The following is a 13,932-nucleotide window of genomic DNA, read 5'->3' on the forward strand; positions in this document are numbered from 1 at the left end:
GGACGGGTGATGAGCAAGTTGGGCGTAATCGTCGAATATGCTGCTGTCGATTGGGCGGAGGATACGCGCGCGCAATACACAGTTTTCGATGAAGCCCAGTATGGCAATGATCCCTACTGGGGGCCAATCATCGAACGGCTGAAAGCGTCGAATGGTCTGTATGTCTTCTATGACAGTCTGGCTCGTCCCTTATATGTAGGCATCGCGCCAACACAGCCGATTTGGGATCGAGCAAACCAGTCATACAATAAATACCGTGACCGCCAATTGAAGATACCCGGGGTGGTCCACCCCGTGGGTAGAGGCCGATACGACGCGACCAAGACGCGCAAAATTAGTCGTAGTGGCTTCTCTCTTGCAGATGTCGCCTATTACTTCTCTGCTTATGAGGTTTCCAAGGATCTAATCGGCGGCTTGGAGGCCTTCGCGATCCGAGCATTCGGAGGTGTCCTCTTGAACACGAAGTTCGAAGGGAATGGAAAACTTAGTATCAACATGCGGGATAAATAGCCGTGAGAATCACCTGTCCCCATTGCGGCGCGCGCGACCGGCGCGAATTCTATTACCTGGGCGCCGAGGATTACCTGCACCGCCCCGCCGAGGATGCCGCCCCCGCGGCCTGGGACGCCTATCTTCACCTGCGCGACAACCCCGCCGGGGCGACGCGCGATCTGTGGTATCACGAGCAGGGCTGCGGCGCCTGGCTGCTGGTGACGCGCAACACCGTGACGCATGAGATCCTCGGCGTCCGGGCCGTCGACGGGGAGGCCACGGAATGAGACTTTCTGGCGGCCTTCTCGACCGGTCCAGCCGGGTCGATTTCACCTTCGACGGGCATGCCTATCAGGGCTTCGGCGGCGATACGCTGGCCTCGGCATTGATGGCGGGCGGCGTGCGGCTGATGGGCCGCAGCTTCAAGTATCACCGCCCGCGCGGGGTGATGACGGCGGGCTCGGAAGAGCCCAACGCGCTGGTGCAGATCGACCGGGGCAGCGGGCGCGCGGCCCAGACCACGCCGAACGTTCGCGCCACCATGCAAGAGATCTACCCCGGGCTTTCGGCGCGCAGTCAGAATCGCTTTCCGTCGCTCGCCTATGACTTCGCGGGCATCAATGATCTGCTCTCGCCGTTCCTGAGCGCGGGGTTCTACTACAAGACGTTCATGTGGCCGCGCGGCCTTTGGGAAAAGCTGTACGAGCCGCTGATCCGTCGCGCGGCGGGGCTGGGGGCGCTGTCGGGCCGCACCGACGAGGACCCGTATGAGAAGGCCTGGGCGTTTTGCGACGTCCTGGTGATCGGCGCGGGGCCCGCGGGCCTGGCGGCGGCGCTGGCGGCGGGCCGCGCGGGGGCCGATGTGATCCTGGCCGACGAGGACACCCGCCCCGGCGGGCGCCTGTTGTCGGAACGGCTGGAGGTCGGCGGTCGGTCCGGCGCCGACTGGGCCGCCAGCACGGTGGCCGAACTGGACGCGCTGCCCAACGTCCGCATCATGACCCGCACCACGGTGACCGGCGCCTATGACGGCGGCACCTATGGCGCACTGGAACGGGTAGCGCTGCATCTGGCCGATCCGAGGGGGCGGCCGCGCGAATGTTTCTGGCGCATCGTGGCGAAGCGCGCGGTGCTGGCCGCCGGCGCGCTGGAACGTCCCATCGCCTTTGCCGACAACGACCGTCCCGGCGTGATGCTGGCCGGCGCGCTGCGCAGCTACCTCAACCGCTATGCCGCCAGCCCCGGCGCCCGGGCGGTGATCTTCGCCAACAACGACGGCGCGCGCCAGACCGCCGCGGATCTGCGTGCCGCCGGGCTGGAGGTGACCGCGCTGCTCGATGTCCGCCCCGATGCGGCGGACGACCCCGGCGCGCCGACCTTTGCCGGCGCCCAGGTCACCGGGACCGAGGGGCGCCACGGGCTGACCAAGGTGCGTTTCCGCCATCAAGGCCGCCTGCACGAGGTCGTGGCCGACGTTCTGGCGGTGTCGGGCGGCTGGAACCCTTCGGTGCATCTGACCTGCCACATGGGCGGACGCCCGGTCTGGGATCCGGCGCTTGCGGCCTTCCTGCCGGCGCCCGGCGCCGTGCCGGGGCTAAGCGTCTGCGGCGCGGCGGCGGGGCGGTTTTCCACCGCCGCCTGCCTGACTGATGGCGCCGAGAAGGGCGCCGAGGCGGCGCAGGCGCTGGGCTTCAGGCCGAAGGCCGCCGAGATCCCGCAGGCCGAGGACGGCGCCTATGCGATCCGCCCGTTCTGGCTGGTCGAGGGCAAGCGCCGCGCCTGGCTCGACTTCGCCAATGACGTGACCGCGAAGGACGTGAAGCTGGCCGCGCAGGAGAACTTCGCCTCGGTCGAACACATGAAGCGCTACACCACCCAGGGCATGGCGCCGGACCAGGGCAAGAATTCGAACGTCACCGCGCTGGCGGTGCTGGCCGATGCCACCGGGCGCGGGATCGACGCCACCGGCACCACCACCTTCCGCCCGCCCTATACCCCGGTCTCGATCGCCGCGCTGGGGGCCGGCGCGCGCGCCAAGGGTTTCGCGCCAGAACGTTTCACCACCTCGCACGCGGCCGCCGCCGAACGCGGCGCGCCGATGATCGAGGCCGGGCTGTGGTACCGCCCAAGCTATTTCCCACGCCCCGGTGAAGCCACCTGGCGCGCCGCCTGCGACCGCGAGGTGGGCTATGTGCGCGCCGCCGTGGGGATCTGCGATGTCTCGACCCTGGGCAAGATCGACATTCAGGGGCCGGATGCGGGGGCGTTCCTAGATTTCGTCTATGCCAACACGTTCTCGACGCTGAAGCCGGGGCGCGTGCGCTATGGCCTGATGCTGCGCGAAGACGGCCATGTGATGGACGACGGCACCACCGCCTGCCTGGCCGAGGGCCATTACCTGATGACCACCACCACCGCCGCCGCCGGCGCGGTGATGCGGCATCTGGAATTCGTGCGCCAGGCGCTGCGGCCCGAATTGGACGTGCAGTTCATCTCGGTCACCGAGCAATGGGCGCAATTTGCCGTTGCCGGGCCGAAATCGCGCGATCTGCTGAACACGCTGCTGGACGCGCCGGTTGACGGCACGGCCTTTGCCTTCATGGCTTGTGGTGAAATCTCGGTGCAGGGGGTTGCGGGGCGGCTGTTCCGGATCTCGTTCTCGGGCGAACATGCCTATGAGATCGCGGTGCCGGCACGTTACGGCAACGCGCTCTACCGCGATCTTGTGGCGCGGGCCGAGGCGATGGGCGGCGGCGCCTACGGGATGGAGGCGCTGAACGTCCTGCGCATCGAGAAGGGGCTGATCACGCATGCCGAGATCCACGGACGGGTGACGGCGGGCGATATCGGCATGGGGCGGATGATCAGCGCCAAGAAGGATTGCATCGGCAAGGCGGCGGCGCAGCGCCCCGGCCTGACCGGGGAGCGCGAGCAATTGGTCGGGCTGAAGCCGGTGCAGCCGAAGCATGAGCTGGGCGCGGGGGCGCATCTTTTCGCGCCGGGCACCAAGGCCGATCGGGTGAATGCGCAGGGCTATGTCACCTCGGTCTGCTGGTCGCCGACGCTACACACGAACCTTGGGCTTGGGTTCTTGCTGGACGGCCGCGCCCGGATCGGCAAGCGCGTGCGGCTGGTCGACCACCTGCGCGGCCTCGATGTGCTGTGCGAGGTGACCGATCCTGTGTTCTTCGACAAGGAAGGGGGGCGCGCCCGTGCCTAGCCTGATCACCACCTCGGCCCTTCAGGGCCTCGTTCCGGTCCGCCATGGTGCGCTGGCGCTGACGGACGCGACGCCCGCGCGCATCACCTCGGTCGCGCCGTTCAAGGGCCGGGAGGCCGATGTCGCGCAGGCGCTGAAACCGCTGGGCCTGCGCTTTGCCGCGCCGAACCAGGTGGTCGAGGCCGCCGCGGGCCGCTGCGTCTGGACCGGCCCGGGCCAGGCCTTCCTGATCGACGCCGATCCAGCGCCGCTGACCGGCCTTGCCGCGCTGACCGACCAAAGCGACGGCTGGGTCGGGCTGCGGCTTTCCGGTCCGGGCGCCGAGGATGCGCTGGCGCGGCTGATCCCGATTGACCTGCGCCCCCAGGTCTTCGGGGCAGGAAGCGCGGCGCGTGCTCCGGTGGGTCACATGCTCTCGGTCGTGATGCGCGCCCCCGAGGGGATCGAGATGCTGTTGTTTCGCTCGATGGCGCGCGCCGCCGTGCACGAGATCGGGGTGGCGATGGCCGCCCTTGCCGCGCGGCAGCAGGCCTGAGGGCAGGGGCACCGCCCCGCCCGGCGGCCCGAGGAGCGCGGCGCAATGGAAGTTGGGAAACTTCCCCCTTCATCTTGGTCCAAATACTCTACGGGCGTCGTAATCGTCGCGCCATCGCGCCCAGCGACGATGGCGACGCGGTGTGAAACCCCCGGCGCCGGCGCCCGCCGCGATCACAACGGCCGGATCTTCAGCCGCGTGATGCGGTTTTCCTTGCGCGTCACCACCTCGAAGCGGAACCCGTGGAATGAGAACACCTGGCCTTCGGCCGGGATCATCTGCGCCTCATGAATCACCAGCCCCGCCACGGTGTTGGCCTCGTCGTCGGGCAGCGCCCAGTCGGTGGCGCGGTTCAGGTCGCGGATCGTCATCGCGCCGTCGACCAGGTAATCGCCGCTCTCGGCGCGTTTCAGCGGCACGGCCTCGCCGATGTCGAATTCATCGGTGATCTCGCCCACGATCTCTTCGAGGATGTCTTCCAGCGTGATCAGCCCCTGCAGGGCGCCGTATTCATCGACCACCAGCGCGAAATGGGTGTGGCGGCGCAGGAACTGGCGCATCTGATCGTCGAGCGAGGTGGTCTCGGGCACGAAATAGGGCTTCATCGCGACTTTCATCACGTCGAGCTCGCCGATGTTGGCGACCGTGCTTTCGCCGCCGCGCACTAGGCGGTCGACCTCGCGCAGCAGGTCCTTGGCATGCATCACGCCGATGATGTTCTCGCGTTCGCCGCGGAACACCGGCAGACGGGTGTAGGCCGAGGTCAGCGCCTGGGTCACGATCTGATCGGGCGCGGCGTCGGCATCGACCATCTCGATCTCTGACCGGTGGCGCATGATTTCCTCGACCGTGCGGTCCGACAGGTCGAGCGCGCCAAGCAGGCGGTCGCGGTCCTCCTTCAGCACCGCACCCTCGCTGTGGCCAAGCGCGATGGCGCCGGCGATCTCGTCGCGCACCGCCAGGATATGGCTGTCGGGATCGGTCTTGACGCCGACGAGGGCGAGGATCAGCCGCACGAGCCAGCGGATCGCCGCGACCACCGGCGAGAACAGGATGATCACGATCCGGATCGCCGGGGCGATGCGGGCGGCGGCGGCCTCGGCATTGGTGATCGCGTAGGTCTTGGGCAGGACCTCGGCGAAGATCAGCACCAGGAAGGTCATCACCAGCGTCGCCAGTGCCACACCCGAGGTGCCGAACATCCGCGTCAACAGCGAGGTCGCCAGCGACGCCGAGAGGATGTTGGTGAGGTTGTTGCCCAGCAGCACCGCGCCGATCAGCCGTTCGCTGTCCTCGGTCACGCCAAGGGCCGCCCGGGCGCCGGAGGAGCCCTTGTCGGCCTGCGCGCGCAGCTTGCCGCGCGAGGCCGCGGTCAGCGCGGTTTCCGAGCCCGAGAAAAAGGCCGAGAGCAGCAAAAGCAGCACGATCGCCCCGGCGGTGATCCAGAAGGTGGCATCGAGATCGGCAAGCATGGGCGGTCCTGGGTTAAAATGGTGCGGCTTTCCTTATGAAAGGCGCGGGGGGGCGGATGCAAGGGCGCAGCGGTCCTGCGCGCCCCATGCAGGCAGCGCACCTGTCCGCGGGGGCTGGTTCGGGCCAGGCGCGGCTGCCCTTATTGGGGCAGCATCCCGCATGGCTTGTGCGGTGAGCGAAAGCCACTTGGCGCCGGCCCGGTCGTGCCGGGGCGGCATCTTGCTTCTCTGGTGTGCCCGGCACGGGCGGTGCGTGCTGGGGGCGGGCCTGCCGGGCCAGCGCGCGTGCCGGCGCGCGGCGGGGCGGGCCTGCTGGGCCAGCGCGCGTGCCGGCGCGCGACGAGGTCAGCCCGCGTGCCGGCGCGCGACAAGGGCCTGCGCGTGCGTCGGGCTGCGACCGGCGCTTGCGAAAGGGTGGCTGTGGCCTGGTTATTCCTCTCGGGCCAGAGGGTGGTGTTCCAGCACCAGGGTCTTGAGGCGTTCTTCCAGCACATGGGTGTAGATCTCGGTCGTGCCGATATCGGCGTGGCCCAGGAGCGTCTGGATCGCGCGCAGATCCGCGCCATGGGCCAGCAGATGAGTCGCGAAGGCATGGCGCAGCACATGCGGGGTGACGCGGGCCGGGTCCAGCCCGGTCCCGCGCGCGAGCCGCTTGATCAGCTGGAAGAAGCTTTGCCGCGTCAGATGCCCCGCTTTGCCGCGCGCCGGGAACAGATGGTGGTTCGGGGCCGCGCCGCCCGCGCGCGCGGTCTCTTCCTCGGCATCGCGGCGTTGCAGCCAGGCCGCCAACGCCGCCCGCGCGGGGCCCGAGAGCGGCACCATCCGTTCCTTGCCGCCCTTGCCCCGTACCAGAAGCATCCGCGGATCGCCGCGCGCCGCCGTGGCCGGCAGCGAGACCAGTTCGCTTACCCGCATTCCCGTGGCATAGAGCAGTTCCATCAGGCAGGTGTTGCGCAGCCGATCGCCTTCGCGGCCGGTGTTGCGGGCGGCCTCCAGCAGCGCCTCGACCTCGGCTTCGGACAGGGTCTTGGGCAGGCGCTTGTCGCGGCCGGGGCCGGTGATGCGCAGGGCGGGATTGTCGGCGCGCCAGCCTTCCTCATAGGCAAAGCGGAAAAGCTGGCGGATCGACGACAGCCGCCGCGCGCGGGTGGCGCGGCTCAGGCCCTCGGCGTCGCAGGCGATCAGGTAGGCCTCGATCGTGGCGCGGTCGACGGTGTCGAGATCGGCGCCGCGACGCGCCAGCCAGGCGGTGAAATCCTGCAGGTCGCGGCCATAGCCCAGCAGCGTGTTGCGGGCCGATCCGCGCTCGGCCGCCTGGGCCTCGAGGAAGGTCGAGATCCAGCGCGTCATCCCGCCGGCTGCCGGGCTGCCCGCCATGCCCTATCCCCGCCGATCCAGCAGCATCAGCTGCAGCGCGCTGCGCCGGGCCACATCGACCAGGCCCACCTTCAGCAGCAAGGCCAGCCCCGCGGTGACGCCGCCGACATCGCCCTTGGCGCCGTCGGTGATGCGGCTCATCGCCTCCAGTATGGCGGCACCCAGCTGCTGGTTGTCGGCCAGATCGGCCAGGCTTTGCGGCACCGGCGCCGGGCTGGCGAAGGCCGCGGCGATGGCGCTGCCCATGCTGTTCGGCGCCAGCGCCGCGTCGGGCTGGCCGCGGGCGATCGAGGCCAGGAAGGCCTCGCGCCGGGTCGAGATGGGCAGCTTCTTCGACAATGCCTCGTAGTCGCGCGACAGCATCGCCACGTCGAAGGCGACCTGGCCCGCGCGCCCGCCCAGCCGCAGCTTGGCCAGCTTCTCGGCATAGATCTGCGCGAAGGGCACCTCTAGTTCTGCCTCGCGGAAGGATTTCCAGGCTTCGGGCAAGGCCATCTCGACCGCGCCCAGGTTGCCGCGCCGCAGCGCGTCGTCCAGCACATGCACCCGCGCCACCCGGTCCCAGACCCCACCCGAGGCCGCCGGCTGGTGCTGCCGGTAAAGCAGCCAAAGCCGGCTGGCCGGGATCGCCCCGGTGCGCGCCAGCCGCTCGGCCGCGTCAAGCTGGCTTTTCCAGCCGATGTTCTCGCGCAGGTCGGCCTGGGCGAAGGCCACCGGCAGGGTATTGGTGGACATCGGCTCGCCGATCGCCTCCATCATCCTGAACACCAGCGGGGAAGGGCGCTGCGGCGGCGGCAGGGGGTCGGCGTCTTCCTCGGCGGCGGGGTCCAGAAAGCGCTGCAGCAGTTCGGCCATCTCGCCCTTGACGAAGCCCAGGGCCTTGGCAGTCTGCAAGGTCAGCGCCGCGGCGTTCCAGTCGCCGTTGCGCGCCAGGCAGAAGATCCGCGCCGGGAAGGTGGGGGCGACGTCGGGCTGGGCCTTCATCTCGGTGCAGGCGCGGGTCTCGTCGCCCAGAAGCAGCGCCACGTCGAACCAGCGCCGGAAGATGTCGGGCCGGTCGGTGCCGGCCTGGCTCAACAGTGCCTGCGCCTGATCCAGCGCGCCCAGATCCAGCAGCCGGTCGACCCGCGCCAAGAGCAGCTTGCCCGACCCTGAGCTGTCGTCGGGGGCGTCGACCTCGGCCAGCATCATCTCGGTGAACAGCTTTTGCAGGGCGGGCAGTGTGTTGAGGTCTTCGCCCCGGATCAGCCGCACCAGCGTGTCGGTGGGCGTCTTGCCCCACAGATCGCGCGGAAAGCCCGTGGTCTTGACCGGCAACAGCCCGACCGCATCCAGCGCCGGCCCCTTGCGCAGCACCGAGGTCGAGACCGGGGCGGGCAGGGCGCTGCCGGGCGGAACTGGCTGCACCGGCTTGGGCGCCACCGGTCGGGTCACCGAATTGGAAAGCCACTGGATCGCCGACAGCGGCTTGCCCGGGGCGGTTTCGGCACGCAGGCCGGCCGTCGGGGCCAGGGCGGTGGTCAGGCACAGCGCGCCGACAAGCGCGGCCCTGGCGCCCACGCGCGCGGCCGCCGCCGCAATCGCCCCGATCGCGCGGCCCTCGGGCCGTCTAGTTCGCATCCAGCTTCACCGGTTGTTCCACTTTCGTCACATGCGGCTTCAGCGTACCGGGCCAGTACGCATAGCCCACGAAGGCCACCGCCCCCAGAACGATCAATACCGCAATTGCCTTGGCCAGACGTCCCATCAATTCCTGCCTTCTGGTTTTCGTTGTATTTTTCAATCGTTAGCGGCCGACCGGCACGGAACGGCACGATTATATATGGCATTTCCCGAGAGTTCACGCCATTGAAGGCGGAAAGTTTTCGATCACAAACCAGTCGGCGGAGGCCTGCCAGGTGGCGTGGCGCCTGAACAAGACAATCGTCATGGTCGGCATGATGGGGGCGGGCAAGACAGCCGTCGGCACCCAGCTTGCGCGCGATCTGGGGGTGGGATTCCTCGATTCGGACGAAGAGATCGTGCGCGCCGCCAACCTGTCGGTGGCCGAGATTTTCGAGCGCTACGGAGAGCCGTTCTTCCGCGAAAAGGAGGCCCGGGTTCTGGCACGTCTGCTGGATGGGCCTGCGGGGGTGCTTTCGACCGGGGGCGGGGCATTCTTGCATGCGGGCAACCGCGCGCTGATCCACGAACGCGGGGTGTCGGTCTGGCTGAAGGCCGATCTGCCGCTGCTTTGGGCGCGGGTGCGTCACAAGACCACCCGGCCGCTGCTGCGCACCCCCGATCCCAAGGCCACGCTTTCGTCGATGTACGAGGCCCGGGTCCCGGTCTATGCGCTGGCCGATCTGGCGGTCGAAGCCCAGCCGGACTATTCGATCGACGAGATGGCGGGAAGGGTGGCCGAGGCGCTGGTCGCCCACCGCCCCGACGTGCTGGAAAGGATCTGAGATGGTCGAGGAAGTCGGCGTGGCCCTGGGTGCGCGCAGCTATGGGGTGCGGATCGGGCCGGGCCTGATCGCCCGCGCGGGCGCCGAGATCGCGCCGCTGCTGGCGCGCAGGCGTGTGGCCGTGATCACCGACGAGACGGTGGCGGGCCTGCATCTGGAGGCGTTGCGCGACGGGCTGGCCACGGAAGGCATCGCGATGTCCGCGCTGGCCCTGCCGCCGGGCGAGGGCACCAAGTGCTGGGCCGGGCTGGAACGCGCGGTCGAATGGCTGCTGGCCGAGAAGGTCGAGCGGCGCGACGTGGTCGTGGCCTTCGGCGGCGGCGTGATCGGCGATCTGGGTGGTTTCGCGGCGGCGGTCCTGCGGCGCGGCGTGCGGTTCGTGCAGATCCCCACGACGCTTCTGGCGCAGGTCGACAGTTCGGTCGGCGGCAAGACCGGGATCAATTCGCCCGCCGGCAAGAACCTGATCGGCGCCTTTCACCAGCCGTCGCTGGTGCTGGCCGATATCGACGTGCTGGAAACGCTGGCGCCGCGCGATTTCTTGGCCGGCTATGGCGAGGTGGTGAAATACGGGCTGCTGGGCGATGCCGGCTTCTTCGACTGGCTGGAAGCCAACGGCCCGGTGCTGGCGGTGGACCCCGAAAAGCGCCAGCGCGCGGTGCGCCGCTCGGTCGAGATGAAGGCCGGCATCGTGGCGCGCGACGAGACCGAGCAGGGCGAACGCGCGCTTTTGAACCTGGGCCATACCTTCTGCCATGCGCTGGAGGCCGCGACCGGCTATGGCGACCGGCTGCTACATGGTGAAGGCGTGGCGATCGGCTGCGCGCTGGCGTTTGAGCTGAGCCAGCGCCTGGGCCTGTGTTCGCAAGAGGCGCCAAGCCGGGTGCGGGCGCATCTGCGGGCGATGGGGATGAAGGTGGATCTGGCCGACATCCCCGGCGATCTGCCGGGGGCCGAGGGGTTGCTGGCGCTGATGGCGCAGGACAAGAAAGTGGTCGACGGGCGCCTGCGCTTCATCCTGGCGCGTGGGATCGGCGAGGCTTTCGTCGCCGAGGACGTCGACCCCGGCGTGGTGAAAGCGGTACTGGAAGAGGCGCTGCGCGGGCGGTGAGACTGACCCTGGGATCTCTTCCCGCTGCCGCTAAGCTCTCTTTCCGCCCGGTACGCGCCGCAGGCGCAGGGCGAGCGCCTGCCCGTTCCCGCGGGCTGGCGCTTTGCAGTTCTCGATCACGCGGCGGCCAAGGCAGGACCTTGCAGCCATAAATGGCGACGCTCGCAGGTCAGGAGGCGCCACCCCACGGGCAGGCGCTCGCCCTTCTTGCACTGGGAAGGCGTCAACACAAGTCAGGCCCCCTTGGGCCGCCACCTTCCCCGCTTCCGCCCCGCGGCGTGGCGTCCCCCATTGACCCGACTCGCCGCCTTGGCTAAAGAAATGAACAAGCGTTCAATAAACTCGGAGGAGGCCTCATGTTCACGGCGTCGATGCGTTTCGATCTGGGCGAGGATATCGACGCCCTGCGCGATATGGTCCACCGCTGGGCGCAGGAGCGGCTGAAGCCGATGGCGGCGCAGATCGACCGCGACAACGCCTTTCCGAACGAGTTGTGGCAGGAGATGGGCGAACTGGGCCTTCTGGGCATCACCGTGCCCGAGAAATACGGCGGGGCGGGGATGGGCTATCTTGCCCATTGCGTCGCGGTAGAGGAGATCGCCCGCGCCTCGGCCAGCGTGTCGCTGTCCTATGGCGCGCATTCGAACCTTTGCGTGAACCAGATCAAGCTGAACGGCACCGAGGCGCAGAAGCGCAAATATCTGCCCGGTTTGATTTCCGGCGAACATGTCGGCGCGCTGGCGATGTCCGAGGCGGGGGCCGGGTCGGACGTGGTGGGGATGAAGCTGCGGGCCGAGAAGAAGAATGATCGCTACGTGCTGAACGGCACCAAGTACTGGATCACCAACGGGCCAGACGCCGACACCCTTGTCGTCTATGCCAAGACCGACCCCGAGGCCGGATCGAAGGGCATCACCGCCTTCCTGATCGAAAAGCAGATGAAGGGCTTTTCGACCAGCCCGCATTTCGACAAGCTGGGAATGCGCGGCTCGAACACGGCCGAGCTGATCTTCGAGAATGTCGAGGTGCCGTTCGAGAACGTGCTGGGCGAGGAAGGCCGCGGCGTGCGGGTGCTGATGTCGGGCCTGGATTACGAACGCGTGGTGCTTTCGGGCATCGGCACCGGCATCATGGCGGCCTGCCTGGACGAGGTCATGCCCTATATGGCCGAGCGCCGGCAGTTCGGCCAGCCGATCGGGAATTTCCAGCTGATGCAGGGCAAGATCGCCGACATGTATGTCGCGATGAACACCGCGCGGGCCTATCTGTATGAGGTCGCGCGTGCCTGCGACCGGGGCGAGGTGACGCGTCAGGACGCGGCGGGCTGCGTGCTTTACTGTTCCGAACAGGCGATGGTGCAGGCGCATCAGGCGGTGCAGGCGCTGGGCGGCGCGGGTTTTTTGAACGACAGCGTCGTCAGCCGGCTGATGCGCGACGCCAAGCTGATGGAGATCGGCGCGGGCACTTCGGAGATCCGCCGCATGCTGATCGGGCGCGAGTTGATGGGTGCGATGGGATGAAGTTCGGCGTCGGATGCCGGCGGCGGATCCGCATGTGTCAGCGCCGAATAGCGGGAGAGACTCGATGAAACTTCAATCCCAGGCATTGCCGTCCTCGGACGCTTTCCGCGCCAATGTCGCCGCGCATGAGGCGCTGCTGGCCGAGGTCGCCGAGACCGCGGCCACTGCCGCCGCCGGCGGCGGCGAGGCGGCGCTTGCCCGCCACGTCGCGCGCGGCAAGCTGCCGCCGCGCGAACGGGTGGCCGACCTGCTCGACCCGGGCTCCCCCTTTCTGGAGATCGGCGCGACCGCCGCGCATGGCATGTATGACGGCGCCGCCCCGGCCGCCGGGCTGATCGCCGGGGTGGGGCGCATCCATGGCCAGGAGGTCATGGTGGTGTGCAACGATGCCACCGTGAAGGGCGGCACCTATTACCCGATGAGCGTGAAGAAGCACCTGCGCGCCCAGGAAATAGCCGAGGAATGCGCGCTGCCCTGCGTCTATCTGGTCGATTCCGGCGGCGCCAACCTGCCCAACCAGGACGAGGTCTTTCCCGACCGCGACCATTTCGGCCGCATCTTCTACAATCAGGCGCGGATGTCGGCCAAGGGCATCCCCCAGATCGCCGTGGTGATGGGTTCCTGCACCGCGGGCGGGGCCTATGTGCCGGCGATGTCGGACGTGACCATCATCGTCAAGGAACAGGGCACGATCTTCCTCGCAGGTCCCCCCCTGGTGAAGGCCGCGACGGGCGAGGTGGTCTCGGCCGAGGATCTCGGCGGCGGCGACGTGCATACGCGCCTTTCGGGCGTGGCCGACTATCTGGCCGAGGATGACGCCCATGCGCTTGCCCTTGCGCGCCGGGCGGTGGCCGGGCTGAACCGCCGCAAGCCCGACACCGTGGTCTGGCAAAGCCCCGAAGACCCCGCCTATGATCCGGCCGAGATCCTGGGCGTGGTGCCGGCGAACCTTTCCACCCCCTATGACATCCGCGAGGTCATCGCCCGCGTGGTCGATGGCTCGCGCTTCGACGAGTTCAAGCCGCGCTTCGGCGAGACGCTGGTCACGGGCTTTGCCCATGTCATGGGCTGCCCGGTGGGGATCGTGGCGAACAACGGGGTGCTGTTTTCCGAGGCCGCGGTGAAGGGCGCGCATTTCGTCGAATTGTGCTCTCAGCGGAATATCCCGCTGGTGTTCTTGCAAAACATCACCGGCTTCATGGTTGGCCGCAAATATGAAAACGAAGGCATCGCCCGCCACGGCGCCAAGATGGTCACGGCGGTGGCCACGACCAACGTGCCGAAGATCACGATGCTGGTCGGCGGCTCTTTCGGGGCCGGCAACTATGGCATGGCGGGCCGCGCCTATTCGCCGCGCTTTCTGTGGACCTGGCCGAATTCGCGCATCTCGGTGATGGGCGGCGAACAGGCCGCGGGGGTTCTGGCCACAGTCAAGCGCGACGGGATCGAGCGCAAGGGCGGCACATGGTCGGCGGAGGAAGAGGCCGAGTTCAAGCGCCCCACGATCGAGATGTTCGCCCGCCAGAGCCATCCGCTCTATGCCTCGGCGCGACTTTGGGACGACGGCATCGTCGACCCGCGCCGCACCCGCGAGGTGCTGGCACTGTCGCTGTCGGCCAGTTTGAACGCCCCGATCGCGCCCACCAGGTTCGGCGTGTTCAGAATGTAGGGACGCCTCCGGCGGGAGTATTTGGACCAAGATGAAGGCCCATTCATCTTGGCAAAAATACTCCGGGGGAGCGTCGACAGACGCGGGGG

Annotated in this window: 12 protein-coding genes; 8 read left to right on the forward strand and 4 right to left on the reverse strand. The window is 68.3% G+C overall.

Annotation, left to right across the window (positions count from 1 at the left end; genetic code table 11):
- The first annotated feature begins 9 nt into the window (after positions 1–9).
- Genes BLV97_RS08275 through BLV97_RS08290 form a run of 4 tightly spaced genes read left to right on the forward strand, consistent with a single transcriptional unit; the run spans position 10 to position 4,247 of the window.
- Positions 10–510 (forward strand): hypothetical protein, encoded by a 501-nt coding sequence (locus BLV97_RS08275; protein WP_035844341.1) that lies wholly within the window; start codon positions 10–12, stop codon positions 508–510.
- Between the two features lie 2 nt (positions 511–512).
- Positions 513–779, forward strand: a complete 267-nt coding sequence (locus BLV97_RS08280) for a sarcosine oxidase subunit delta (protein ID WP_035844339.1) — start codon at positions 513–515, stop codon at positions 777–779.
- A complete protein-coding gene (locus BLV97_RS08285; RefSeq protein WP_092164015.1) occupies positions 776–3,712 on the forward strand; it encodes a sarcosine oxidase subunit alpha family protein in 2,937 nt (978 codons plus the stop codon). Before BLV97_RS08280 ends, BLV97_RS08285 begins: the two co-directional genes overlap by 4 nt.
- Positions 3,705–4,247 (forward strand): sarcosine oxidase subunit gamma, encoded by a 543-nt coding sequence (locus BLV97_RS08290; RefSeq protein ID WP_051646164.1) that lies wholly within the window; start codon positions 3,705–3,707, stop codon positions 4,245–4,247. The genes BLV97_RS08285 and BLV97_RS08290 overlap by 8 nt, the downstream gene beginning before the upstream one ends.
- Before the next feature lie 173 nt (positions 4,248–4,420).
- Here BLV97_RS08290 and BLV97_RS08295 read toward each other — a convergent pair whose 3' ends face one another.
- The 4 genes from BLV97_RS08295 to BLV97_RS21170 form a co-directional block, all read right to left on the reverse strand.
- A complete protein-coding gene (locus tag BLV97_RS08295; protein ID WP_035844328.1) occupies positions 4,421–5,719 on the reverse strand; it encodes an HlyC/CorC family transporter in 1,299 nt (432 codons plus the stop codon).
- 429 nt (positions 5,720–6,148) lie between these two features.
- Positions 6,149–7,096, reverse strand: a complete 948-nt coding sequence (locus tag BLV97_RS08300; RefSeq protein WP_081825116.1) for a site-specific tyrosine recombinase XerD — start codon at positions 7,094–7,096, stop codon at positions 6,149–6,151.
- Positions 7,097–7,099: 3 nt separating this feature from the next.
- Positions 7,100–8,716: a hypothetical protein gene (locus BLV97_RS08305; RefSeq protein WP_092164016.1), complete on the reverse strand. Its 1,617-nt coding sequence runs from the start codon at positions 8,714–8,716 to the stop codon at positions 7,100–7,102.
- The gene (locus BLV97_RS21170) at positions 8,706–8,843 is read right to left on the reverse strand and encodes a hypothetical protein (protein WP_160169187.1); all 138 of its coding nucleotides are present in this window, start codon (positions 8,841–8,843) and stop codon (positions 8,706–8,708) included. The genes BLV97_RS08305 and BLV97_RS21170 overlap by 11 nt, the downstream gene beginning before the upstream one ends.
- 121 nt (positions 8,844–8,964) lie before the next feature.
- Here BLV97_RS21170 and BLV97_RS08310 point away from each other — a divergent pair, with 121 nt between their 5' ends.
- The 4 genes from BLV97_RS08310 to BLV97_RS08325 all read left to right on the forward strand — a co-directional run bounded on the left by BLV97_RS08310 (position 8,965) and on the right by BLV97_RS08325 (position 13,843).
- A complete protein-coding gene (locus tag BLV97_RS08310) occupies positions 8,965–9,543 on the forward strand; it encodes a shikimate kinase (RefSeq protein WP_035844326.1) in 579 nt (192 codons plus the stop codon).
- 1 nt (position 9,544) lies between these two features.
- Positions 9,545–10,654, forward strand: coding sequence for a 3-dehydroquinate synthase (aroB, locus tag BLV97_RS08315; protein WP_035844324.1), 1,110 nt, complete (start codon positions 9,545–9,547; stop codon positions 10,652–10,654).
- Positions 10,655–11,010: 356 nt separating this feature from the next.
- A complete protein-coding gene (locus tag BLV97_RS08320) occupies positions 11,011–12,174 on the forward strand; it encodes an isovaleryl-CoA dehydrogenase (protein ID WP_035844322.1) in 1,164 nt (387 codons plus the stop codon).
- Positions 12,175–12,238: 64 nt separating this feature from the next.
- Positions 12,239–13,843, forward strand: coding sequence for a carboxyl transferase domain-containing protein (locus BLV97_RS08325; protein WP_035844320.1), 1,605 nt, complete (start codon positions 12,239–12,241; stop codon positions 13,841–13,843).
- Positions 13,844–13,932 lie beyond the last annotated feature (89 nt).

Origin of the sequence: Allgaiera indica (assembly GCF_900106675.1) — a bacterium.
Classification (GTDB): domain Bacteria; phylum Pseudomonadota; class Alphaproteobacteria; order Rhodobacterales; family Rhodobacteraceae; genus Acidimangrovimonas; species Acidimangrovimonas indica.

Excerpts from the sequence above, each read along its gene's own strand:
- BLV97_RS08275 (WP_035844341.1), top strand. The coding sequence starts at position 10 with ATGAGCAAGTTGGGCGTAATCGTCGAATATGCTGCTGTCGATTGGGCG.
- BLV97_RS08295 (WP_035844328.1), bottom strand. The coding sequence starts at position 5,719 with ATGCTTGCCGATCTCGATGCCACCTTCTGGATCACCGCCGGGGCGATC.
- BLV97_RS08305 (WP_092164016.1), bottom strand. The coding sequence starts at position 8,716 with ATGCGAACTAGACGGCCCGAGGGCCGCGCGATCGGGGCGATTGCGGCG.
- BLV97_RS08325 (WP_035844320.1), top strand. The coding sequence starts at position 12,239 with ATGAAACTTCAATCCCAGGCATTGCCGTCCTCGGACGCTTTCCGCGCC.
- BLV97_RS08320 (WP_035844322.1), top strand. The coding sequence starts at position 11,011 with ATGTTCACGGCGTCGATGCGTTTCGATCTGGGCGAGGATATCGACGCC.
- BLV97_RS08285 (WP_092164015.1), top strand. The coding sequence starts at position 776 with ATGAGACTTTCTGGCGGCCTTCTCGACCGGTCCAGCCGGGTCGATTTC.
- BLV97_RS21170 (WP_160169187.1), bottom strand. The coding sequence starts at position 8,843 with ATGGGACGTCTGGCCAAGGCAATTGCGGTATTGATCGTTCTGGGGGCG.
- aroB (WP_035844324.1), top strand. The coding sequence starts at position 9,545 with ATGGTCGAGGAAGTCGGCGTGGCCCTGGGTGCGCGCAGCTATGGGGTG.
- BLV97_RS08300 (WP_081825116.1), bottom strand. The coding sequence starts at position 7,096 with ATGGCGGGCAGCCCGGCAGCCGGCGGGATGACGCGCTGGATCTCGACC.